The organism is Bradyrhizobium nitroreducens (genome assembly GCF_002776695.1).
GTDB lineage: Bacteria > Pseudomonadota > Alphaproteobacteria > Rhizobiales > Xanthobacteraceae > Bradyrhizobium > Bradyrhizobium nitroreducens.
Genome location: NZ_LFJC01000003.1, coordinates 2,463,426 through 2,486,328 on the forward strand (window position 1 = coordinate 2,463,426; position 22,903 = coordinate 2,486,328).

General features: G+C 63.9%; 25 protein-coding genes. 5 read left to right on the top strand and 20 right to left on the bottom strand.

Going from position 1 to position 22,903, the window contains the following annotated elements:
* Positions 1–79: 79 nt before the first annotated feature.
* The 8 genes from TSA1_RS12110 to TSA1_RS12145 all read right to left on the bottom strand — a co-directional run bounded on the left by TSA1_RS12110 (position 80) and on the right by TSA1_RS12145 (position 6,427).
* Positions 80–763 carry a GntR family transcriptional regulator gene (locus TSA1_RS12110; protein ID WP_100176564.1) on the bottom strand — a complete coding sequence of 228 codons (684 nt, stop codon included), beginning with the start codon at positions 761–763 and terminating at the stop codon, positions 80–82.
* A gap of 9 nt (positions 764–772) precedes the next feature.
* A complete protein-coding gene (locus TSA1_RS12115; RefSeq protein ID WP_100176565.1) occupies positions 773–1,717 on the bottom strand; it encodes an ABC transporter substrate-binding protein in 945 nt (314 codons plus the stop codon).
* 33 nt (positions 1,718–1,750) lie between these two features.
* Entirely contained in the window at positions 1,751–2,506 is a 756-nt protein-coding gene (locus tag TSA1_RS12120) for an ABC transporter permease (RefSeq protein ID WP_161497220.1), read from the bottom strand.
* A 67-nt stretch (positions 2,507–2,573) separates the two neighbouring features.
* A complete protein-coding gene (locus TSA1_RS12125; RefSeq protein WP_161497221.1) occupies positions 2,574–3,413 on the bottom strand; it encodes an ABC transporter ATP-binding protein in 840 nt (279 codons plus the stop codon).
* Positions 3,410–3,805, bottom strand: coding sequence for a RidA family protein (locus tag TSA1_RS12130; protein WP_100176568.1), 396 nt, complete (start codon positions 3,803–3,805; stop codon positions 3,410–3,412). Before TSA1_RS12130 ends, TSA1_RS12125 begins: the two co-directional genes overlap by 4 nt.
* 11 nt (positions 3,806–3,816) lie before the next feature.
* Positions 3,817–4,977, bottom strand: coding sequence for an alanine racemase (locus TSA1_RS12135; protein ID WP_145984299.1), 1,161 nt, complete (start codon positions 4,975–4,977; stop codon positions 3,817–3,819).
* Positions 4,978–4,985: 8 nt separating this feature from the next.
* A complete protein-coding gene (locus tag TSA1_RS12140) occupies positions 4,986–5,627 on the bottom strand; it encodes an HAD family hydrolase (protein WP_161497222.1) in 642 nt (213 codons plus the stop codon).
* A 356-nt stretch (positions 5,628–5,983) separates the two neighbouring features.
* Positions 5,984–6,427, bottom strand: coding sequence for a TspO/MBR family protein (locus TSA1_RS12145; protein WP_100176571.1), 444 nt, complete (start codon positions 6,425–6,427; stop codon positions 5,984–5,986).
* A 43-nt stretch (positions 6,428–6,470) separates the two neighbouring features.
* Here TSA1_RS12145 and dinB point away from each other — a divergent pair, with 43 nt between their 5' ends.
* Positions 6,471–7,571 (top strand): DNA polymerase IV, encoded by a 1,101-nt coding sequence (gene dinB / locus TSA1_RS12150; RefSeq protein WP_100181090.1) that lies wholly within the window; start codon positions 6,471–6,473, stop codon positions 7,569–7,571.
* Positions 7,572–7,691: 120 nt separating this feature from the next.
* On the opposite strand, the gene TSA1_RS12155 is transcribed toward dinB, so the two are convergent.
* Positions 7,692–7,985, bottom strand: a complete 294-nt coding sequence (locus TSA1_RS12155) for a hypothetical protein (protein WP_100176572.1) — start codon at positions 7,983–7,985, stop codon at positions 7,692–7,694.
* Between the two features lie 279 nt (positions 7,986–8,264).
* The gene (locus tag TSA1_RS12160; protein ID WP_100176573.1) at positions 8,265–8,954 is read right to left on the bottom strand and encodes a DNA-3-methyladenine glycosylase I; all 690 of its coding nucleotides are present in this window, start codon (positions 8,952–8,954) and stop codon (positions 8,265–8,267) included.
* 218 nt (positions 8,955–9,172) lie between these two features.
* Between TSA1_RS12160 and TSA1_RS12165 the strand changes: the two genes are divergently transcribed.
* The gene (locus TSA1_RS12165) at positions 9,173–10,000 is read left to right on the top strand and encodes a metallophosphoesterase family protein (protein WP_100176574.1); all 828 of its coding nucleotides are present in this window, start codon (positions 9,173–9,175) and stop codon (positions 9,998–10,000) included.
* Here TSA1_RS12165 and TSA1_RS12170 read toward each other — a convergent pair.
* The 5 genes from TSA1_RS12170 to TSA1_RS12190 all read right to left on the bottom strand — a co-directional run bounded on the left by TSA1_RS12170 (position 9,939) and on the right by TSA1_RS12190 (position 12,902).
* On the bottom strand, positions 9,939–10,424 hold the full coding sequence (locus tag TSA1_RS12170) for a Crp/Fnr family transcriptional regulator (protein ID WP_100176575.1): 486 nt from the start codon (positions 10,422–10,424) through the stop codon (positions 9,939–9,941). The two genes, TSA1_RS12165 and TSA1_RS12170, sit on opposite strands and share 62 nt — an antisense overlap.
* Before the next feature lie 69 nt (positions 10,425–10,493).
* Positions 10,494–11,033 carry a GNAT family N-acetyltransferase gene (locus TSA1_RS12175; protein ID WP_100176576.1) on the bottom strand — a complete coding sequence of 180 codons (540 nt, stop codon included), beginning with the start codon at positions 11,031–11,033 and terminating at the stop codon, positions 10,494–10,496.
* 122 nt (positions 11,034–11,155) lie between these two features.
* Positions 11,156–11,893 carry a di-trans,poly-cis-decaprenylcistransferase gene (locus TSA1_RS12180; RefSeq protein ID WP_100176577.1) on the bottom strand — a complete coding sequence of 246 codons (738 nt, stop codon included), beginning with the start codon at positions 11,891–11,893 and terminating at the stop codon, positions 11,156–11,158.
* Positions 11,894–11,923: 30 nt separating this feature from the next.
* Positions 11,924–12,298 carry a transcriptional regulator gene (locus tag TSA1_RS12185; RefSeq protein WP_174718868.1) on the bottom strand — a complete coding sequence of 125 codons (375 nt, stop codon included), beginning with the start codon at positions 12,296–12,298 and terminating at the stop codon, positions 11,924–11,926.
* On the bottom strand, positions 12,285–12,902 hold the full coding sequence (locus tag TSA1_RS12190; RefSeq protein WP_100176579.1) for a hypothetical protein: 618 nt from the start codon (positions 12,900–12,902) through the stop codon (positions 12,285–12,287). The genes TSA1_RS12185 and TSA1_RS12190 overlap by 14 nt, the downstream gene beginning before the upstream one ends.
* Before the next feature lie 199 nt (positions 12,903–13,101).
* Between TSA1_RS12190 and TSA1_RS12195 the strand changes: the two genes are divergently transcribed.
* Positions 13,102–14,349: a S1C family serine protease gene (locus tag TSA1_RS12195; protein ID WP_100176580.1), complete on the top strand. Its 1,248-nt coding sequence runs from the start codon at positions 13,102–13,104 to the stop codon at positions 14,347–14,349.
* 61 nt (positions 14,350–14,410) lie between these two features.
* On the opposite strand, the gene TSA1_RS12200 is transcribed toward TSA1_RS12195, so the two are convergent.
* Both TSA1_RS12200 and TSA1_RS12205 read right to left on the bottom strand, forming a co-directional pair.
* Positions 14,411–14,689, bottom strand: a complete 279-nt coding sequence (locus TSA1_RS12200; protein ID WP_100176581.1) for a DUF3551 domain-containing protein — start codon at positions 14,687–14,689, stop codon at positions 14,411–14,413.
* A gap of 149 nt (positions 14,690–14,838) precedes the next feature.
* Positions 14,839–15,813 (bottom strand): Bug family tripartite tricarboxylate transporter substrate binding protein, encoded by a 975-nt coding sequence (locus TSA1_RS12205; protein ID WP_100176582.1) that lies wholly within the window; start codon positions 15,811–15,813, stop codon positions 14,839–14,841.
* A gap of 123 nt (positions 15,814–15,936) precedes the next feature.
* On the opposite strand from TSA1_RS12205, the gene TSA1_RS12210 reads away from it, so the two are divergent.
* Positions 15,937–16,347 carry a VOC family protein gene (locus tag TSA1_RS12210; RefSeq protein ID WP_100176583.1) on the top strand — a complete coding sequence of 137 codons (411 nt, stop codon included), beginning with the start codon at positions 15,937–15,939 and terminating at the stop codon, positions 16,345–16,347.
* A gap of 230 nt (positions 16,348–16,577) precedes the next feature.
* Entirely contained in the window at positions 16,578–18,158 is a 1,581-nt protein-coding gene (locus tag TSA1_RS12215) for an AMP-binding protein (RefSeq protein ID WP_100176584.1), read from the top strand.
* Positions 18,159–18,284: 126 nt separating this feature from the next.
* On the opposite strand, the gene TSA1_RS12220 is transcribed toward TSA1_RS12215, so the two are convergent.
* The 3 genes from TSA1_RS12220 to TSA1_RS12230 form a co-directional block, all read right to left on the bottom strand.
* The gene (locus tag TSA1_RS12220; protein ID WP_100176585.1) at positions 18,285–19,379 is read right to left on the bottom strand and encodes an HD-GYP domain-containing protein; all 1,095 of its coding nucleotides are present in this window, start codon (positions 19,377–19,379) and stop codon (positions 18,285–18,287) included.
* Positions 19,380–19,768: 389 nt separating this feature from the next.
* Positions 19,769–22,063, bottom strand: coding sequence for a xanthine dehydrogenase family protein molybdopterin-binding subunit (locus tag TSA1_RS12225; protein ID WP_100176586.1), 2,295 nt, complete (start codon positions 22,061–22,063; stop codon positions 19,769–19,771).
* Positions 22,060–22,551, bottom strand: a complete 492-nt coding sequence (locus TSA1_RS12230) for a (2Fe-2S)-binding protein (protein WP_100176587.1) — start codon at positions 22,549–22,551, stop codon at positions 22,060–22,062. Before TSA1_RS12230 ends, TSA1_RS12225 begins: the two co-directional genes overlap by 4 nt.
* Positions 22,552–22,903: the final 352 nt, after the last annotated feature.

Below are 22,903 nucleotides of genomic sequence, written 5' to 3' on the forward strand. Positions count from 1 at the left end.
ATGGGGCCGTCAGCGACCGCTTTTGGCGCGTGTCGTCACGCATTGCCTTCTTCGAGAGTCGACGTTCGAGCTAAGCTCTTTACGCTGCGACTTCGCCCCTCGCCTTACGGATTTGCTCCGCTAGGCGCTTTCGCGTTTTGGCAATGTGCTCGCGCATAAGTCTCTCAGCCCGGTCGCCGTCCCGCTTCTCAATGGCATTGACGATTTGAGCATGCTCCAGGACGCCACGGCGACGTTGTTCGCCTTCGGACGAGACGCGCTGGAGCCCAATCCGCATCTGGCCTTCGAGCGAAATCAGAATGTCATGGAGGCGGCTGTTTCTCGAAAACCGGCCGATTGCCTCGTGGAATGCAGCGTTCGTCTGAAAGTAGCCCGCGGCATTGTCCTTCGCCACACACTTCTCCTGACGTGCGATGATGGACCGAAGTTCCGCCACACCATCGGCATCGATCCGTTCGGCGCACAGCCGCGCGGATAGCGCTTCGACGAACTCGCGGATTTCGTGGATTTCTAGAACGTCGTTGAGCTCGATCGTCGCCACCACGACGCCCCTTCGAGGCTGCTCGACCGCCAAGCCGTCCGATACCAATTGCAGCACGGCCTCGCGGATCGGGCTTCGCGAAACATTCAACCGGCGCGCCAGCTCCGGCACACTGAGCGGCTGGCCCGGCGGCAATACACCGGACAGAATGCCCTCCCGAAGTGATTCGTGAACGGCGTCGACGATCCGCGTCGCGGGGCGCAAGGGCGGCAGATCGGTCATCGGCTTGAGCTATCCTTTCAACATCATGCTGGCTGGCTGGCCGGCATCTCCGCGAAGAAACCCACTGGTCTTCATGAACTCCGCCAGTTTGGGCACGCCGACGAGTTCATCGGTAAACGTCGTGTTCGGGTCAGCCAGAAGCGTCTTGAACCCCTCGCTGGTCTGACGCCCGCCGGATTCGGCTGCGAGCATTTTGGCAGCTTCTTCCGGCTGAGACTTCAACAATGCGATACCTTTCCCAACGGCATCCCTGATTGCCTGCACGTTCGCTGGCCTGTTCTTGCCATATTTCTCGAGCGCAAAGCAAACACTGAAGGTAAGGGGCCCAACGATGTCCCGGCTGTTCAGCAGCGTCCGGCAGCCTCGTTTGAGGGCTTCATTCTGGAAGGGTGGGGACCCCATGTAACCGGCGATTTGGTTTGTGACGAGCGCCTGCAGTGCGTCGGGATGTGGCATCGCCAGAAAGCACCCGTCGAGTGCCTTGGCGTCGCCGAGGACCTGTTGCGCCGCCAACCGCAGAACGAAAGCTTGATTGGTGTCGGGCGCGGTCACCGCGATCTTCTTGCTGTTGTCGAAGTCGCGTAACGCCTTGATCGCAGGATCGTTGATTACCAGCAGAAGATCCATGATCGTAAGGCTGGAGATAAGGCCGACCTTGAAACCGCGGTCGCGTCCGATCAGAAACGGTGCAATACTCCCGGCCCCTACGTCGATATCGCCCGACAGCATGCCTTCGCGGATCGCGGCGCTCGAAGCGATCTCAAGCCAGTTGACTTTCAGGCCCGGGACGGCGGCTTCAATCCATCCGGCATGCTTTGCGAGGGTCAACGGCGCGTAGCCGAGGCCAGGGAGCACGGCGATCGTCAACCGCTCACCAGCCTCGGCCCGCAACGTTTCGGGCATCACGAACGGTGCCGCCAGGCCGGCAGCGAGAAACGTGCGTCTTGCGATCATGGTCCTGATCCTTGTCGACGTTTGCGGTGCGTATCAGTCATCGATTGTCGCCGTGGCCTGCTTCATCCCCCACCGCACGATGGTGCGGCGCTCGATCCAGTTGAAGCCCGCCTCGAGAATGATTCCGATCACCGCAACGCTGATGATGCCTGCGAAGACTTCGTCAGTGCGGAGGAAGTATCGTGCGTCGTTGAGGTAGTTCCCGAGCCCACTCTTCGAGCCCGAAATGCCGAACACCAGTTCCGCGGCGATGATCGTGCGCCAGCCATATCCAAGCCCGGTCTTGAGGCCGGTCATCGTGTAAGGCAAAGCGGCGGGGAACAGCACATCGGTCACCATCCGCCACCACGAGAGGCCGAGGACCCTGCCGACGTTCACAAGGGTCTGGTTGGCGGTCCTGAAGCCGGTCGAGATGTTCAACGTCACCGGCCAGACCACGGCGTTCACGACTACAAAGATCAACGAATTAACGTTGAGTCCGAACCAGATGATGGCGATCGGCAACATCGCGACCGACGGCAGTGGATTCAGCATCGAGGTCGCCAACTCGACGGCGTCGTCAACGAAGCTGTTGACGCGCGCGAGGACCGTGAAAATAAGGGCCATGACCACGCCGATCAGGAGGCTGATGCCGAGCAGCTTAAGGGTGGTCCATGTCGCACCGGCCAGTGCGCCGCTCGACCATCCGCGCCAGAGCGCGCTGAAAACGTCTCCGGGCGGGGGAAAGATCAACGGGTTGACGTCGGACGTCTGAACATAAAGCTGCCAACCGGCGAGGATGAGGCTCAATTGGATCGCTCGCCTCAGCGGAACCGGAAGACCGCGCCAGCCGCGCCGGCGAGGGACGAGACCGTCATCAATCACCAATGACATGGGATGCCTCCTGACCCATTGACTGCGCGACCTGTCGGCCCACCTCCAGTGCCTCCTGCGAGGCCGGGTCGCAGACACTGCGGGCGTCGACGATCGACGCGACGCTCGACGGCGATCCATCGAGAATGATGATGTCGTGGCCGACCAGCGCGGCTTCGGCGATCGAATGGGTGACGAACAGGACGGTCGCGGCTGTCCGTTTGACGACTTCGATCACCTCAAGCTGAAGGCGCAGCCGCGTCTGCGGATCGAGCGCTCCGAACGGCTCGTCCATCAACAGGACAGCGGGCTCCAGGGCCAACGCACGCGCGATCGCGACGCGTTGCTTCATTCCGCCGGACAATTGATGCGGAAATTTATGGGCAGCGGCTTCCAACCGCATGACGCCGAGCCAAAGATTCGCGCGGTCCTGTGCCTCGGCCCGGGTTGCTTTGCCAGTGGCGCGCAGAGGGTAGGCGACGTTGTCAAGGACGGTCCGCCACGGAAACAACTGGTCGAATTCCTGGAAGACGACGGCACGATCAGGCCCGGGCTTGTCGACCTTGCGATTGGCGACGGTGACGGCGCCCTGGAGCGGCTTGATGAACCCCGCCACGGATTTCAGGATCGTTGACTTGCCGCAGCCGGAGGGGCCGAGCAGGATCGCCGTCTCTCCGCGTCGCACCGAAAAACTGACGTCTCTGACCGCGACGGACATGCCCGCAGGCGTCTTGTAGCCCAACGACAGGCCAACGACGTCCAGCATGGGCGTAGCGCGGCTGTGATCGATCGGCGCTTCGGCAGCATGCACGCCGCTTTGCTCCATGGGATGTGTGTTGCTCACGCGACGGCCACGATCGCTTCGATCTCGATCTTCGCGCCGAGATGCAATTCGGGGCATGGCACGACCGAGCGCGCCGGTTTGTGATCACCGAAGAACGCGGCGTAAGCCTTGTTCGCTTCCCCCCAGAGAGCGATGTCCGTGACGTAAATCGTCGCCTTTACGACCTGGGCACGGGAGGCCCCTACGGTGCGTGCGATCGCCTCTATGTTGCTGAGGGCGTAGGTGACCTGATCAGCCACCGCGACGGACTCGGGAGAAGGCGTGTCCTTTGCCACTCCGAGCTGGCCAGAGACGTAGAGAGTGTCGCCGTTCAGGACGCCCTGCGCATAATGCCCGAGCGGCGTCGGCGATTGCGAACTGATGATTCGGGTCTGCCGGGGATGCGTTTTCATGATGGATCCTTCTACCAACCGCTGATCTTCGGCCACGTCCCGGCGAGCTCGCCGTTCACGACGAGCCGGTACTCGTCGTAGGCTGCGCAGGTGAGACAGGCATGATTGGGCAGGACACGCACAAGCCCGCCAATCGGCAGGCGGTCGAACCAATCGGTCGACGGCACGGCGATGGTGCCGTGCTCCTGATGCACGACGTCGAGCGAAAGTGCTCCCAATCGTTCGAGCGAGACGGGGTCGCACACATAACCGTAGTTGACGTCCGGCAGATTGGCGTTGGCGCCGAGATCCTTGGACAAGGCGAGCGCTCCGGCATCAATGATGACGCTCATGTTCGCTCGGTTGTGACTGATGACCGACGCCAGGACGGATACCGCGATATCGTCCTGCCGGCAGACGTTCCGCGAGAGCTGCGCCAGATCCCAGAACAGGTAGATGCCGCAACGAACCTCTGTGACGCCTTCGAGGTGGCGGGCGAGCAGCACGGTCGGTGTCGATCCCACGCTGACGATCGCGCAGTCCAAACCGGCGCGGTGCAGGATATCGGCGGCATCGACGGCTGCACGTCGTTCGGCTTCCGCGATCTCTTCGACGACGTGACGGTCCGCTGATGAATAGGAGTGGCCAGCGTGCGTCATCACACCTTGGAGCGCCACGCCCGGCGCGTCCGAAAGGATTCGGGCGATCGGAACGAGCTGGTCAGCTTGCGGCGGCACGCCGCTCCTATGCTCCCCGCAGTCGACTTCGATCAGGCAATGGAATTTCTGCCCGAATGAAGGGGCGCGACCCGCGACCATGGTTGCGGCTTCAATCGTGTCGACCACGATCAGAATGCGTGCTTCGGTCTCACATTGTATCCTTTCGATATGCGCAAGCTTCGGCTCGGCAATCGCGACCGCGTACATGATGTCGCGGTAGCCGCCTCGTGCGAAATACTCGGCTTCCTTGATGGTCGAGACCGTGATGGGACCGAACGTTCCGCCGGTCGCGATTTCGGCGACATTGAGGGACTTCGACGTCTTCAAATGGGGCCGAAGCGGGACGCCGAGCTCAGCACACCGCTTCCGCATCACGCTCGCGTTGTTCCGAAGACGGTCGATGTCGAGTAGCAGGGCTGGCGTCTCAAGGCTCCGGAAGGCCTCGACCGCGGTTTTTTTGATGTCGGTTTGCATCGGGTGGCTCACACCAGCTCCAGCAGCGGCCGAAGGGTGTCTGATACGATCATGGGACGCGCCTTGTCGGAGGTGAAGGTAAGCCCCGCCCGGTTGTGCCAGAACACTGGCATTCCAACGCCGGTTGCGCCCGGAACATCAGCGGAGGAGCCCGCCACAAACAGCGTGCGCGCCGGATGGGTACCGAGCTTTTTCAGGACGGCCAGATAGGGCTCCGGGCGCGGCTTGTAGTAGCCCGCCTCTTCGGCACAACAGACGGCGGCAAATTCGATTCCGACTGCCGAAACCGCAGCACCGGTCATGGCGATGGAACAATTGGTGGCGATGCCCAGCGGTACTCTCCTGGCGAGTTCGCCGACCACTTCACCGACGTCGTTCCATGGCTCCAGACCACCCCAGAGCGTGAGAAGCGCTTCCGGAGCGGCTTGGGGCAGACCCGCGACCTCAGCGGCGGCGCGGACGAGATCTTCGTATGGTCGATAAGGCCCGCAACCGTAGGTGAGGCCGAGATATGCCTTCCGCCAGCGTAATCCGGCGTCATCTGAACCCGCTGCTCTATTCCAAAGCTTCCAGGAATCGAGCAGGGCCGTGAGCAGATCGAAAACGACGGCGTCATAGCGTTGGTCTATCGGCAAAGACGCCCCCTTCATGTTACATGTAATATCATTATTTACATGTAACATGAAGGCGACCGATGTCAATTGGCTGCCGCAGGGTCGATGGAAGGAAACCGCTCGCGATGCCGGCGGCCTCAGGAACTGGATGGCAGAAGCATCAATGTTCCCAGTACGGAGCATCTGCTCGTAGATCTACGACGGCCCAACCCCTCTCGGCGCCAGACGGCTCGTTTGCGAGGCCCGAGGTCGAGAAAATTATATGCTGATTTCAATCACATAGGAGTTCGCGGCTTTATTCTGAATGGCGCGCCATTCTCGCCGCGGTTTTCGTACCGCCGCTCACGTCAGCATCGAGATCATCGTCTTTGATGAACTCGGGGCTGAACGCCTCAATTCATCCGCCAGATCGCCGCATTGAGCACGCCGGCAAACGCGACCCAGGCTGCGTAGGGCACGAACAACGCGGCGGCCAGCCGGTCACGTGACATCTCCAGGCCGATGTAGCTCACGATCGCGACGAACATGCCGACGAGGACGACGAGCGCGGTGCCGATCTGGTGCATCGTGAACATGACCGGCGACCAGGCGAAGTTCAGCGCGAGTTGCGCAGTCCAGGCCAGCATGGCCTTGCCTGACGGCTCGCGGCGAAAGGTCCGCCAACCCGCGATGGCGATCATGACGTAGAGGATGGTCCACGCCACCGGGAACGCCCAGTTCGGCGGCACGAAACCCGGCTTGGCGAGGCTCGCATACCATTCTCCCGGGAGATTGGTGGCACCGATCAGCCAGCCGATGCCGACCACGCCCACCACGAAGACCAACAGTTGAAACATCCCTCACCTCGCGCATCACATGGCGCAATTGTATCATCTTTCCATGAGCGAATCCGACACGATGACTGGCGAGGCCTCGCCGGTCCGCAAGATCATCCATATCGACATGGATGCCTTCTATGCGTCGGTGGAGCAACGTGACAATCCGGAGCTGCGCGGAAAACCGGTTGCGGTCGGAGGATCGGCCGAGCGCGGCGTGGTCGCGGCCGCCAGCTACGAGGCCCGCAAGTTCGGCGTTCGCTCCGCCATGCCGTCGGTGACGGCGAAACGGCAATGCCCAGGCCTGATCTTCGTCAAGGCGCGCTTCGAGGTCTACAAGGCAATCTCGAGGCAGATCCGCGACATCTTCGCCGAGCACACGCCGATCATCGAACCCTTGTCGCTGGACGAAGCCTATCTCGACGTGACGGAGAATTTACAAGGCATCCCGCTGGCGCGTGATATCGCCCTGCGCATCCGCGAGAAGATCAAGGCCGAGACCGGTCTCAACGCGTCGGCGGGCGTGTCCTACAACAAGTTTCTGGCAAAACTCGCCTCCGATCATCGCAAGCCCAACGGCCAGTTCGTGATCGCCCCCGGAATGGGCGAGGCCTTCGTCGAAACCCTGCCCGTCGGCAAGTTTCACGGCATCGGGCCGGCGACGGCGGCGAAGATGAACGCGCTCGGCCTGTTCACCGGCCTCGACATCCGCAATCAGACGCTTGAGTTCATGAACGCCAATTTCGGCAAGTCTGGCGCCTATTATTACTGGATCTCGCGCGGCGTCGACGAGCGGCCGGTCCGGGCCAACCGGATCCGCAAGTCGATTGGCGCGGAGACCACATTCTCGACCGATCTTGCCGAATATGGCGCGCTGGCCGCCGAGCTCAAGCCTCTCGTCGACAAGGTCTGGCGCCATTGCGAGACCACCGGCAACCGCGGCCGCACCGTCACACTGAAGATCAAGTTCGCCGACTTCGAGATCATCACGCGCAGCAGATCCGTGGCAGCGGCGGTCGCGACCCGCGACGATCTGGAGCGGCTGGCTTGCGACCTGCTCGAGGTCGAGATGCCGCTGCCCAAGCGTGTCAGGCTGCTGGGGGTATCGCTCTCCTCTCTCCAGATCGGCGACGATGTGGAGCCGCAGCTGACGTTCGGAATTTGAGCCGGATTGGAAACGCCCGGGAACAGCGACATCCTGATCCGCGACCTGGCTTCGAACCCGCCGCAGGCAGCGGCGGGTTTTTCCAATCCGCCACCACCGGGGGTCGATCAGCTCGCCCCATCAATGTCGCACGTGCTCGAACACCACGATCACACCGGTCGGCTCGGGCTCGTGCGCCATCAGGCGCGTCAGGTCGGAATCGCCCCAATCGGCGAGGCTGACCACTTCGCCGCTCTGGCGATCGGTTCCCAACGACGGGGTGGGTTCGAGGACCTTGAGGCCCATTTCGTCGACGAAGAAAGTGTGCTCGCCGAACATGCTGTTGAGCTGGGGCATGGCGGGATGCTCGTCGGGCAGCACCTGGGCGCCGAGTTGGTTGACGGTCTGCTTCACCTGGTCGGATGTGAGCTTCATGAGCTGCTCCGTTCTGTCTCCGGTTTCATTGGCCCGGGCGGGAGCGCGCGTTCCCCGCACCTTTGTCCGCCTGGCTCAACTGCGAACAGATGCTGCGCACGAATGTTCCTGTGAAATGTCTTTTCGTGATCGTGCGTTCCGTTCGCCGCACGCGCGGCACGAGATCGCCACAGGATGCACACGATCTGCCCGCGGCGGGCTCATCTGCAGCTTCGACGATCCTGATATCGCGATCCGCGCCACCACCGACCAGGCCGTGCGCGGGAATGTTCTCGCGGTCTACGATTCGCTGCGGTTCTCGCCGACCGACAGTGCGCAGATCCGTGACAGATAGGTGTAGGGCAGGCCGGTCTCCTCGGCCCAGGCGTTGAACTGCGCCTGCACCTTGGCGAGATCGCCCTTCGACTTGACCTCTTCGGCAATGTCGAGACCGGCATCGCGCAGGCAAGCCACCACGTCCCCGGACGTCACAAAACCGTCCCAGCCGAGGAAGCGCAGCAGCATTTGCCCGGTGTTGCCACCGAGCCGGCTGCCGCGCTTGCTGAGGAGATCGAGCAGGCCGATCTCGTTGGACGGCGGCCATTTGGCCAGAAACTTGCCGAAGCTGCCGTGCTCCTTCGCAATCTCCAGCACGAAGCCGGCATTGTCGCGCACCGACATGATCTTGGCCGCGTTGCGCACGATACGCGCGTCGCGCAACAGGCCTTCCCAATAGTCCTCGGGCTGGAAGCTGAGCTTGGCCGGCTGGAACTGCAGGAAGGCCGCTTCAAAGCCATCCCATTTCGAATCGATCACGCTCCAGGCGAAGCCGGCGCAGAACACCCGCTTCGTCATCTCGGCGAGGACGCGATCGTCGCCAAGCTTCGCCAGACGCTTCAGGTCGGGCTTTGCCGGCATCAGCTTTTCCAGGGCCTTCGGCCCGCCCTTGCGCTTCTCGGCACGGGTACGAATGGTCTTGAAGGGGGGCATGCGGACACAGGCGGTTGAGGGCACGCCACGACATCAGAATTCGACGATCCGGTCCAGCCCTCGCGTTGCCCGCCCCTTGCACTCCGCAGCGCGCCCCAGCATGCTGGCGTTCCCTGGATTGACGGATTGACGCGTAGGGGCGCCCGGGCTGGTCTGCTTCTTGCTTTATGTCGTTTTGAAATTCCCTGACATTTTTGGTCTCTCGCGACGGATTTTCCATGCGCTGCTTGGTCGTGGCCGACCTGCACTACTCGCTGCCGCAGCTCGACTGGCTGGTCGGCGCGGCGCCGCAATTCGACCTCTTGATCTTCGCCGGCGATGCGCTCGACATCGGCTCGATGGTGGATTTTCGCGCGCAGATCGTGGTGGTGAAGAAATACCTCGCGCTGCTCGCGGCAAAGACCCGCGTGATCCTCTGCTCCGGCAATCACGACCTCGACGAGCGCAATATGGAGGGCGAAAAGATTTCGCGCTGGATCTCGGAGGTGCGCGAGCTTGGCATTGCCTGCGACGGCGACAGCCTCACCATGGGGGACATCCTGTTCACGGTGTGCCCGTGGTGGGACGGGCCCCTGGTCAAGCAGCGCCTCGTCGAGCAGTTGCGCGATGCCGCCGCCAACCGCCCGCAGCGCTGGATCTGGGCACATCACGCGCCGCCGGCGGATTCACCGACCAGCTGGGGCGGCAAGCGCTTCTTCGGCGATGTCGAGCTGGTGCAGTGGATCATGCAGTACCAGCCGTCGATGGTGATCTCGGGCCATGTGCATCAATCGCCCTTCATCACCAATGGATCGTGGTTCGACCGGCTGGGACAGACCTGGGTCTTCAACCCCGGCCTGCAACCCGGCCGTCCCCCGACCTACATCGTGCTGGATCTCGATACGGAGAAGGCGTTCTGGCTGGCCGCGGGCGAGGCGCAGTGGATCGATCTTGCCGCGCCGCTGAAGCGGCCCGCCCCTCCGATCGAGGCACCGCCCGACTGGCTCACATTCTTGGATCAGATTGCCGATCCGAGCCTGGCGAGACATCAAGCGGCGGCAGGTTGATCATGCTCTGCAGCACCTCGCCGACCATGGCCAGATGCGTGCCGTGGCCGGCATATTGCCGCTTGAGATCGGCAAGATAGGTGTTGGCGACGTTGAGACGCTGCGCCAGCATCCTGGCGATCAGCAACGCGATGCCCGGCTCCTGCTTGAGGAACGAGGCGGCGTCCTCGAACTCATAGATGACGGCATCGGAGCAGGCCCGCACCGTCGCCGTATGCGGCAGGCCCAGCAGCACGGACATCTCGCCGAGAATCGCGCCGGGCTCTGTGACGGTGGCGACCACCATCTCGCCCTTGAGTACCTCGAGCTTGCCTTGCATCAGCACATAGAGATGGCCGCTGGTGCCACCTTCGGTGACGACCAGCGTGCCGGCTACAACCTGCCGTTCCGTTCCGCCGGTGCAATAATCCAGGACTGCGCGCATCTTGCGAAAGCTCCCATCGCTGGGGATACCCTACCCGATACTAGAGCACGATCCGTGCCACGCGGCAAATCAACGCTGGCGCAACAGGCACTTGGCGAAGTGGACCGACTGCCAGTCTCCAAGTCCGGAGTCGTCAAAGCCCGCCTTCTTGGCGAGGCCTCGCATCTCGGCGTTCGTGCGCGCCGTCTCGGCGGCGATCATCTCGTGGCCGAGATCGATCGCACGCGTTTCCATCGCCGTCATCATCTGAAGGCCGAGACCCCGGCGCTGAAAGGCATCCGCGACCGAGATGGCAAACTCGCCATAGTGTGCCGCCGCATCATAGGCGTATCGCGCTTCGCCGATGATCCGGCCCTGCCCGTCCTCCCTGAGCTCGGCGAGCAAGGTGAAATTATCGAGGCCGCCGCTCCTGGCGATGCATTCGGCCGCGACCACGCCGGGATCCGCTCGCGCGCCGCTGAAGCGCTTGTTGCGGGACGTCGTGGACAGGCCGGTGAAATAGACCGACAGGTTCTCCAGATCGGACGCGCTGGCGGTCCTGATGCAGACCATGCCCTTCGCTTCGGCCAGTTCGACCGGCTCGACGACTCCCGGAAACGGCTGTGACATGCGTGATGCTTTCGGCAGGTTGCTGGGACTTGCACACCTAGCCGAGGCCGCGCTCCGGACGCTTGGACGGAGCTGCCAATCATGCGGATGAAAACGAACAGCGCGTTCTCATGTGCCGCGCGTCACACACGGGAGAGCGACGGCACCTCCTCGGGCATGATCGCCTGGAGGCCGCCGAATCGGCGCTCGCGGCCATGGAAGGAGGCCAGGGCCACGGCGAGATCGCCCGCGTCGAACTCGGGCCACATCCTCTCGGTGAAGTGCAGCTCGGCATAGGCGCCTTCCCAGAGCAGGAAGTCCGACAGCCGCTTCTCGCCCGAGGTGCGGATGATGAGATCGACGTCGCGCAAGCCGGCTTCGCCGGTGACGAGCTGCGAGAAGGCTTCACGAGTGATGCTGGTCAACGCTGCCGCCTTCGCCGCCGCATTCAGGATGGCGTCGCGCGCGGAATAATCGACCGCGATCCGCAGGTGCAGCGTGGTGCCATCGGCGGTGGCCTCCTCGGCACGGGTGATCGCCCCTGCGATGCCTTCAGGCAGGCGATCGCGGCGGCCGATCACGGTGAGGCGCACGCCGTTCCTGACCAGGCTCTGCACCTCGCCGGCGAGATAGAAGCGCAGCAGGGTCATCAGCGCGGCGACCTCGGCCTTCGGCCGCCGCCAATTGTCGGTGGAGAAGGCGTAGAGCGTCAGCGTGCCGATGCCCTGCTTGGGCGCGGCTTCGACGATGCGGCGGATGGTCTCGACTCCGGCCTCGTGGCCGCGCACGCGCGACAGGCCGCGCCGCGTCGCCCATCGCCCGTTGCCGTCCATGATGATGCCGACATGAAGCTTCTCGTCGCGGGACGCATCACTTTGCATTGCAAAGTCTCCGGTTAAAAAGGGGGAGGATCAGGTCGAGACGATACCGAGGCGACCGACCGGCGGCGCCTCGCGGCCGGCAGCCTTGGCGGCGTCGCGCACCAGGCGCTCGAGCACGGCGAGATAGTCGAGGAAACGGCGGCGGCCGGTCTTGGTGAGACGGCAAGTCGTGTGCGGACGATTGCCCTCGTAGCCCTTGGTCACGTCGACGAGGCCGGCCTCCTGGAGCACGGCGAGGTGCCGGCTGAGATTGCCGTCGGTGAGGCCGCAGAGCTGCTTGAGGTCGGCAAATGCCAGCCCCTTGGGATGGGCCATCAGCGAGGTCAGAAGCCCGAGCCTCGCCTTCTCGTGGATCACGCGGTCGAGCCCCTCGTAGGAGAAGGGTGCGCTGTCAGTCTTCGACATCATGGTCTCCGGATGCGACGTGCAGAATGGCCGCCATCAGCGACTGCCCAATCACGAAGGGCAGTCCCATGGTCCATGGCGACAGCGTGTGGGTCTGGCTCGCGAGCACCACCACGGCGAAGCCGGACACGAAATACCAGGCGCCGGCGAGCGCGACGGTGCGCGGCAGCGAGCGAACGGAGGCGAAGATGCCGATCGACACCAGGATCTGCCACAAGCCCGGCAGCAGCCACAGCGTCTCGCCCGCAAACTTCCACATCACCACCGCGAGCAGCACACCGGCAACGCCTGCCGGCAGGAATTGCTCGACTGCCTGGTGGATCATGGCGTCGGCGAGCCCCGAATGATGCCGGCGCGATCGCGCGCGCATCTCGATCCCGATCATCAGGACGGAGAGCGCAGCGGCGACGAACCAGCCGACAAAGAAGCCGAGCGGCTCGCCGGTGGGATCGCCGAGCAGCCAGAATTGCAGGACCGCGGTAAGCAGCGCGACGGCGGCGGTCGCGGCCATCGTCGCCGGACCATAGCCGCGGAAGGCGGTACCGGCCGCGATCTGGCTTCGGATCGCCACGATGTCGGCCAGTGCCTTGTCGAGATCGCGCATTGGCAACGCCAGAACCTCGCTCCGCGCATGTTTCCCGGGTTTGTTTACCCGTTACTTTGTATTGCAAAGTATATAACGATGCAAAGTAAACGCAAGCCCGAAATGGCCGTGACGGGATTTACGCGGCGGCGAACAACTGCCGGTTGCACGGACCGCGTTCCCGCAGATAAGATGCGCTCAAAAGCGTCCGGGGGCTGGTATGTGGCTTAGATCATTCATCGTTGCGTCCTTATTGCAGGTCGGCATCGCGGGAGTTGCACATGCGGCGGGGCCGTTCGGCAGCGTCAATGTCGGCAATTGGATCGGCGGCGCCTTCAGCAACGACGAGACGGGCGCGTTCTCCCATTGCGCCGCGACGGCGCCTTACCTGAACGGCGTCATCCTGGTCGTCGGCTACAATTCCGTCGGCACATGGTCTTTGGCCTTTGCGAGCCCGAGCTACCGCTTCAAGCAAGGCGAGAACGCCGCAATCGACGTCATCTTCGACGGACAGGAGCAGGCCCGGCTGTTCGCCACGGCCAATCAGCCGAACATGCTCACGGCGGTCATGCCTACGAACGTGGTGCGCACGTTCCAGAAGGCAAACCTGATGGTGGCAACCAGCGGCCGCACCGTGCTGAATTTCGACCTGGCCTCGGCCGGAACGGTGATCACCGCATTGTCCAATTGCGTCACCAGAGTGAAGGCCGACGGACTGAGCAAGGCTGGCGACTTCGTCAAGAGTGCGGCCAAGCCAGCCGCCACGGCGGAGAAGCAGCCGTCACCGCCCGCGGGCAGCAAGGTTGCCAGGGCCAAGACCGGCACCGGCTTCGTGGTGAGCGCGAACGGTCACGTCGTCACCAACCACCATGTGATCGACGGCTGCGTCGGCGACATCAAGGGTAATCTCACCGGCGAGGCCTCGATGGTGCTGCGCGTCGTATCGAGCGACGCAAGCAACGACCTCGCTCTCCTGCAGGCCCCGTCGACGACGACGTTCAAGGACTTTGCGCGGATTCGCGACCGCTCTATCCGCTCCGGCGATTCCGTCATCGTCATCGGCTTTCCGTTCCATGGCTTGCTCTCGTCGGATTTCACCGTGACGACCGGTATCGCGAGCTCGCTCAGCGGCATGCGAAACGATACGCGCTTCCTGCAGATCAGCGCGCCAGTGCAGCCCGGCAATAGCGGCGGCCCGCTGTTCGACACCACCGGTCAGATCGTGGGCGTGGTCACGGCAAAGATCCCGGCCTTGCGCATCGCCGCCGCGACCGGCAACATTCCGGAGAATATCAACTTCGCCATCAAGACCGGCGCGCTGCGCGACTTCCTCGACAATTCCGTGGTGCCCTACCAGACCGCCGAGCCGAAGGGTGAGCTCAAAACCACCGACATCGCCGGGAACGCCCGGCCGTACACGATGCTGATCTCGTGCAACGCGACGGAGCAGGCGGAAGCGAAGCGATAACGGCACGAGGCGTAGCCCGGATGGAGCGCAGCGGCATCCGGGTTGCGAAGCCGGTCGATCCTCAATACGGCGCGGCCGGCCGCACGCGCCGCGGCGGCCGTGGTTGCTGCGGCTGCCCCTGACCGTAGGCGAAGCGCGGATTGCGATCGCAGTACAGCAGCCGGCCGGACACGCTGGCCTGGCATTGTTCATAGGTGCTGTAGGCGCATTCGCCGGGATAGTCATACTCGCCGCCTTGGGCGCACCATGGATAGTCCCGCGCGGCCGCCGGCGTGACGGTGGCGAAGCCGGCCAGGACCGCCGCACCGAACGTCAGCAGCACCAATTGCGTCTTGCGCATGATCCAACTCCTCTCCTGCTGGCCCGAGATACGGCGCCATCTATCATCAGGTTTCGCCGCGCCGTTTTATTCCAGATCAACGAAACAAGACACGCAAGAAAAAAGCCCTGCCAAACGGCAGGGCTCCATTCCCGGTCATCACAAGATCGCTACTCGACCTTGAGACCGGCGAACTCGACGACCTTCTTCCACTTTTCGGTCTCGGCCTTGATCTCCTCGCCGAACGCCTCGGGGGTCTGCGCCCGCGGCTCGCCGCCGAGCTCGACCAGGCGCTTGGTCATGTCGGGCTCCTTCATCAGCGTGTTGATCTCGCTGTTGAGCTTGGCGATGATCTCCTTCGGCGTGTTCTTCGGCGCACCCATGCCGAACAGCGCGCTCGCCTCATAGCCCTTCACCGTGTCGGCGATCGGCTGCACGTCGGGAAGCTGCGGCGAGCGCTCCGTCGTGGTGACGCCGATCGCGCGCAGCGAGCCGGAGCGGATGTGCTGGATGATCGAGGGCATGTTGTCGAAGATCACCTGCACCTGGCCGCCGAGCATGTCGGTGATCGCGGGCGCGGCGCCGCGATAGGGCACGTGCTGCATCTTGCAGCCGGTCATGGCCATGAACATCTCGCCGGACAGATGCACCGAGGTGCCGTTGCCGGACGAGGCCATGTTGACCTTGCCCGGATTGGCCTTCACGTATTCGATGAACTCGGCGACGTTCTTGGCCGGCACGTCCTTGTTGACGGTCATCACGTTCGGCACGCGCTGGAACGAGGCGACCGGCGCGATGTCGTTCACGAAGTTGAACTTGAGATTCTTGTAGAGCGAGGCGTTGATGTAGTTGGCCGGATTGACCAGCTGCAGCGTGTAGCCGTCAGGCTCGGCATTGACGACCGATTCGGTGCCGATGTTGTTGCCGGCGCCCGGCTTGTTCTCGATCACGAATTGCTGGCCGAGCTTTTCCGAGAGCCTCTGGCCGATCAGGCGCGCCAGGATGTCGGTGGCGCCGCCCGGCGGATAGCCGACCACCCATTTCACGGGCCGGGCCGGATAATCGGCGGCAAGAGCCTTCGACAGCGGGGTGGCTGCAAGCGGACTGGCGGCGAGCAGGCCCAGCGCGGTACGGCGAGTGATCATCTCAAGGGTTCTCCCAGTGTTGTTCTTGAAGCCAGACAGCTTGAAACCGGCGTCGGTGGGGTTGTAACAAAGCTTGCCGCAGGCGGAAAGTGCGCGCGGCGCATCGCGACGAAAGGATAAGTCATGGCGATCAAGATCGACGCGCTCGATCATCTCGTGATCAATGTCGCCGACGTCGCGGTGACGACGGAGTGGTACCGCGAGATTCTCGGCATGGAAGTCAAGGTGTTCGATCCCGGCGGCGGCAAAGCGCCGCGAACTTCGCTCATCTTTGGTAACCAGAAGATCAACGTCCGGCCGCGCGATGCCGACAAGGTCGAGTGGTTCACCGCGAACCATCAGACCGCCGGCAGCGAGGACCTCTGCTTCCTCACCTCTGCCGCGCCCAACGAGGTGGTGGCGCATTTGCAGGCACACGGTGTCGCGATCGAGGAAGGACCGGTTCCGAAGCAGGGCGCGCGCGGCACGCTGCGCTCGGTCTATTGCCGGGACCCGGATGGCAGCCTGATCGAGATCTCGTCGTACGAGGATTGAGGCGCGCTCTCGGGGCCATTCGGTCGTCATGCCCGGGCTTGTCCCGGGCATCCACGTTCTTCGTGCAGCAAGGCGTGGATGGCCGGGTCAAGCCCGGCCATGACGGAGGAGACAGGCTCACGCATCACAACGCTTGCCCCCCGATTTGCGCCCCGCGCCATCCAGTGGCAGGAAGACGCAATCATCCAAAGACAGCCGCCAGCAAGATGCAGGCTGCACGGGGGAAAGCCATGTCACGTCATCAGACCGAAGCCGGCATCGTTGGACCGTTCGACGGGCTCGACGTACCCTGGCTGCTCAAGCTGCGCGCCGAGGTCCGGCGCGATCATCCGTTCCTGATCTGGGCGCCGTTCGATGCGCCGGCGCGGCGCTGGAGCTATGGCGAATTTCACGAGCGGGTCGGCGCGCTCGCGGCGGGGCTGGCGAGGCGCGGCGTGAAACAGGGCGAGTATGTGCTCATTCATCTCGACAATTGTATCGAGGCGATGCTGGCCTGGTTCGCCTGTGTCGAGTGTGGTGCCATCGCAGTCACCACCAACACCCGCTCGGCGCCGGCCGAAATCGAATATTTCGCCGATCATTGCGGCGCGGTCGCCGCGATCACGCAGCCGGCCTATGCAGACATCGTCGCGCAGAACTGCCGCAACCTCCGCTGGCTGGCGGTGACCTCGCACGATGCGGGCGTGGCGCCGGCGCAGCCGGTTTCACATGGCGACAGCTTTGACGCCTTGTTCGCCGACAGCGCGGACCGTCCGAAGCGCGCGACCGATCCGCTCGCGCCTTGCAGCGTGCAGTACACCTCGGGCACGACGTCGCGGCCGAAGGCGGTGCTGTGGACCCATGCCAACGCGCTGTGGGGCGCCAAGATCAACGCCGCGCATGAGGACCTGCATGCCGGCGACGTGCATCAGACCTACCTGCCGCTGTTCCACACCAACGCTCTCGCCTATTCCATGCTGGCAACGCTGTGGGTCGGCGGATCTTGCGTGATCCAGCCGCGCTTCTCAGCCAGCCGCTTCTGGGGCGTCGCGCGCGAGCATGGCGCGACCTGGACCTCGACGATTCCGTTCTGCATGAAGGCGCTGCTCGAGCAGGAGATCCCGCAGGACCACAAGTTTCGCCTGTGGGGCAGCGCGATCAACGAGCCGCCGGCCTTTGCCGCCTTCGGCGTCAAGGTCATCGGCTGGTGGGGCATGACCGAGACCATCACCCACGGCATCGTCGGCGAGGTCGACCAGCCCAACATCCCGATGTCGATCGGCCGCGCCGCGCCCGAATATGAAATCCGCATCACCGATGACGATGGCCGGCCGACGGAGGTCGGCGGCACCGGCAATCTCGCGATCAGGGGTATCCCTGGCCTGTCGCTGTTCGCGGAGTATCTGCACAACGAGAAGGCGACACGCGAAAGCTTCGACGCGCACGGCTTCTTCCTCACCGGCGACCGCGTCGAGCGTCTTGCGAACGGCTACATCAAGTTCGGCGACCGCGCCAAGGACATGCTGAAGGTCGGCGGCGAGAACGTCGCGGCTTCCGAGATCGAGCAGGTGATCGCGCTCGTGCCGGGCGTGCGCGAGGCCGCCGTGGTGGCGAAGTCGCACCCGATGCTGGACGAGGTGCCCGTCGTCTTCATCATCCCGCAGGACGGCGTCGCGGGGGCTGCGCCCGATCTGCAGGACCGGGTGATGGCGGCCTGCCGCAAGGGGCTCGCCGACTTCAAGCTGCCGCGCGAGATCAGGCTCGTCGACGACATGCCGCGCTCGACGCTGGAGAAAGTGGCAAAGGCGGAGCTGCGGAAGATGGTGGGGTGACGGCGTCGCCGAACGGCACACTGCCGTAGGGTCAGCAGAGCGAAGCGTGCCCACCAATCCGCGCGCGAACAGAGAGAGCTCATGGGCACGGCGCTACGCGCCTTTGCCCACTCTACGGCACCGTTGTCAGAACGACCCCAGCGCCACCGGGCGGAACGCCTGCAACAGCTGCTGGTCGAGCTTGCCGCCCATGCCTTCCATCATCGTGAAGGCGCGCGAATGGGTGAAGGGCATGCGGTAGGCGCGCTTCTCGACGAGAGCCGCGTAGATGTCGACGATGGTCGTCAGGCGCACGATGTCGCTGATCTGGTTCGACGACAGGCCGTTCGGATAGCCGGAGCCGTCGAGGAATTCGTGGTGATGCAGCACCACGTCGAGCATCTCCGGCGGGAAGCCGCCCTGGGCTGCGAGCGCGTCGTAACCGCGGCGCGGATGCTGGCGGACTTCGGCCATCTCCTCGTCGGTGAGCTTGCCGGGCTTGTCGAGCAGCGCGGAGGGAACGAAGGCCTTGCCGACATCGTGCAGCAGCGCGGCGCGGGTCAGGCGGCGCTGGTCGTCCTCGCGCATGCCGAGATGCTGCGCGAAGGCGACGGCAAAACCCGTGACGAACAGGCAGTGGCGATAGCTGCCGACATGGTGGCAGCCGACCGTGGTGAGCCATTCGCGCAGCGAGGAGTGCTTGATCGCCTTCAGGATCTTGCTCTCGGCGGCGATGACGTCGTCGAAGGTCAGAGGCACGCCGAGCGGCAGCTTCTCGAACATCTTGGCGAGCACCGCATGTGCCGCCTCGACGCCGCGGTTGAGCGTCTTGCCGCGATCGGTGGCGTCATAGACGGCGGTGTCCGGGAAGGCGGCGCGGATGCGCTGAAGAATGGCGTCGGCCTGCAGCGGCCGCGAAATGGTGTCGGTGGCGCCCAGCGCCCAAGCCTGCATGGTGCCGTGATGCAGCGCGTCGGCGAGCACGAACAGCCGCGGCATCGAACGATAGGCGTCGCCGCGCAGCTTGTTGCGCACCCGCTGCACGCTCTCGGGCGAACGCAGATTGATGTCGACCACGAGACCGGAGAGATCGCGCGCCGGCTGCTCGGGGATGCCCTGGGTGGTCACCGTCGAGACCTCGCCGACCGCCTTCAGGATGCTGGCGAGCTCAGTGCTCTCGTCGCTCCGGTCGGAGGCGAGCAGAAGCCGGCGTTTGGCGGCGGTTTTGGCTGGCGCGTTCATGACTACCCCAAAGCATGGGACTGGATTTGGCGTCAGCCTAAGCCGGATCAGGTTCTCTGGCCCTTAAGAGGCGTGCTCAAAGGAACCTTGCGGAATTGGGCGCAATTTTACGGATTTCGGGTTCCGCAGGGCTGCAAAGCAAAAGTGCGAAAACAACCCCATGCACAGTAGGATGGGCATTGATAAAAAAGGGGAATTTTGAGGCCCAAGTCTTCGTCATGGCCGGGCTTGTCCCGGCCATCCACGACCTTGGTCCCGGGGCGCAAAGAACGTGGATGCCCGGGACAAGCCCGGGCATGACGGTGTGTGCGGATGCGAAGGGATCTCAAAACAAATCCGCCGGAGGCTGCCCTCCGGCGGATCGTCTCATTCGGCAATCACGCTCGGCATTACGCCTTCATGCTCGCCTTCACCGCCTCCGCCGTGATCGGCAGTGCCCGCACGCGGGCGCCTGAGGCGTTGAAGATGGCGTTGCCGATGGCCGGGGCGACCACGGTCACCGCGGGCTCGCCGACGCCGGTGGCCTTCTCGCCATTGGCGATCACGGCAACCGCGACCTCGGGCATCTGGCTCATGCGCAGGGGCCGGTAGCTGTCGAAATTGGTCTGCTCGATGCCACCGTCCTTCAGCGTCGCCTTCTCGTACATCGCCAGCGACAGGCCCCACAGCGCCGCGCCCTCGACCTGGGCACGGATGTTGTCGGGATGCACCTGCGTGCCGACGTCGGTCGCGACCGTGAGCTTCTTCACGGTCACCGCACCCGACGGCGCCACCGCGACATGGGCGACGCATGCCGTCCAGCTCGCGGTCGCGCGCTCCTGTGACGACACGCAGGCGACCCCCATGCCCTCGCCTTTCGGCAATGGCCTGGTGCCGTAGCCCGACAGTCCCATCGCGGCGAGCAGCGTGTTGCGCAAGCGCTGCGCGCCGCCGTCGTTCTTGCCGGCGCCGTCGAGCAGCGAGATGCGGAACTGGGCGGGATCCTTGCCCGTGGCGGCCGCGATCTCGTCGATCATGCTTTCGACCGCCCAGAAGGTCCAGCCCGGCGCCACCGAGCGAAGCTGGCCGGAGGGCGTCGCATTGTGCGCGAGCTCGTTCTTGATCGCGCGCACATAATGATTGGGCACGGTGTAGAAGAAGTCCGCGCCATTGACCGTGAAGCTGTCGAGCGGGCCCTTCTTGTCGACCGAAGGCGTGAGGAAGTCGGGAATTCCCCAGCGCGCGGTCGGCCAGGCCGAGACCACGTCGTGGCTGAGCGCGACGAGCTTGCCGTCGCCGTCCACGCCGGCCTTCACTTTCTGGTAGGTGAGCGGACGCGAGAAATCCATCGTCATGTCGTTCTCGCGCGAGTAGATCACCTTGACCGGCTTGCCGACGGCCTTCGCCGCCTGCACCGCGGGGATCATCATGTCGGCATCGAGACGCCGGCCGAAGCCGCCGCCCAACCAGTGCTGGTGCATCACCACGAACTTGGGATCGATCCCGGCGGCACCCGCGGCGATCGCGCCGGAGCGCGTCGCGAACTGATTGCCGGAATAGATGTGCAGGATGTCACCCTTGAACTCCGCGGTGGCGTTCATGGGCTCCAGCGGCGCGTGGATGTTGATGCTGGTGGTGTACTCGGCCTCGACCACTTTCGCCGCCGTGCCGAAGGCCGCATTGGGATCGCCGTCCTTGACGAAGAACTGGCCGGAATCCTCCAGGCCCTGAAGCCGCTTGGCCTCGTCCAGCAGCGACTGGCTCGACAGTTTTGCGTTCGGACCGCCGTCATAGGCGATCTTCAGCGCATCCGCCGCCTTGCGGGCGTTGGCATAGGTGTTGGCCACTGCGACGACCCAACCGGACGTGGTTCCGGTCTTGTCGTCGAGGATGACGGCTTTCATGAAGCCGGGCACCTTCTTGGCTTCACTGTCGTCGACCGACTTCACCGTGGCGCCGAAGCGCACCGGCGGGGTCACCACCTTGCCATAGGCCATGCCCGGCAGCATCACGTCGATGCCATACTTGGCCGTGCCGTTGGTCTTGGAGGGGATGTCGAGCTGCGGCACCGAGACGCCGATCATGGTGTATTGGTCGGGCGTCTTCAGCTTGATCGCCTTCAGCTCGTCCGGCGTGAAGGTCTTCGTCGCCTTGCCGCTCTTGACGATCTCGGCAAAGCTCATCTGCTTCTTCGACTTCGGATGCGAGACGATGGAATCGCGCACCACGAGCTCGTCCTTGAAATAAGGCGGCAGGCCCATGGCCGCGGCCGCGGCCTCCGTCAAGGCGATGCGGCCGGCGGCGCCCGCCCGGCTCATCGCCTCGAAATTCATCATGGTCGACCAGCTGCCGCCGGTGATCTGCGCGCCCAGAACGGGATCGTTGAACTTCGGATCGTTGGAGGCGAGCTGCACGCGCATGTCGCTCCATTTCGCGCCGAGCTCCTCGCAGACGATCTGCGCCATGGTGGAAGCGATGTGCTGGCCCATGTCGGCCTTGCCGCAGGTCACGGTGACGAGACCATCCGGCGAGATCGCATACCAGACACTCGGCTCGAAACTGGCGGGAGCTGCGGCCGATGCGGACTCGATGCCGGGCACGCCGGCATAGCCGAGCACGAGCCCGGTCGCCGCGGTGCCGACGAGGAAGGAGCGGCGGCTGAGATCGGTCGTCTCGGGAGTTACGTTCTTGATGTGCTTATTCATGTGGGCCTCCGCTCGCTGGAGGTGGCCGACGCGGTGCGCATCTCGGATGCGGCGCGCATGATCGCCTTCTGGATCCGCGAATAGGTCATGCAGCGGCAGAGATTGCCGTCCATATGAGCGACCACTTCCTCCTTGGTCGGATTGGGATTCTTCGCGAGCAGCGAGGCTGCCTGCATGATCTGACCTGACTGGCAGTAGCCGCATTGCGGCACCTGCTCGGCGACCCATGCCTTCTGCAAGGGGTGATCGCCCTTGGCGGCGAGGCCTTCAATGGTGGTGATCTTCTTGCCGGCGACGTCGCCGACCATGGTCTGGCACGAGCGCACGGCTTCGCCGTTGACGTGCACGGTGCAAGCCCCGCACAGCCCGGCACCGCAGCCGAACTTGGTGCCGGTCATCTGCAATTGCTCGCGGATCGCCCAGAGGAGCGGCGTATCGTTCGCCGCATCCACGGACATACTCCGCCCGTTGATGGTGAGAGTTGGCATAGGCGTCTTCCCCTGCCGGTGCATGAAGCCGCTTACGGCGGCAACTTGAATGGCGGACGCCCACCGGGCTGGCGGCCCGCCTTGGCCGCGAGAATGATCGCGTTCAGCGGCGGAGGCAAATGCAATTTGGAACGTGTCGCAACTATTGGGGAAGCTCAGTGTTGTGCGTTGCGAGAACGAGGTTGAATGCAGCGGCTGAACGCAACAAGCAGAGCACTTGCACATGCACGCCATCGCGTTGAAGGCAGTTTCTTCGAGGTAACTTGGAGGGCTAGTGTCCCGAATCTGAAGTTCGACGGACTCCAAATCGACTCGAACCTAGCGGAATCTCTCGATTTTGGGGAGGATCGGT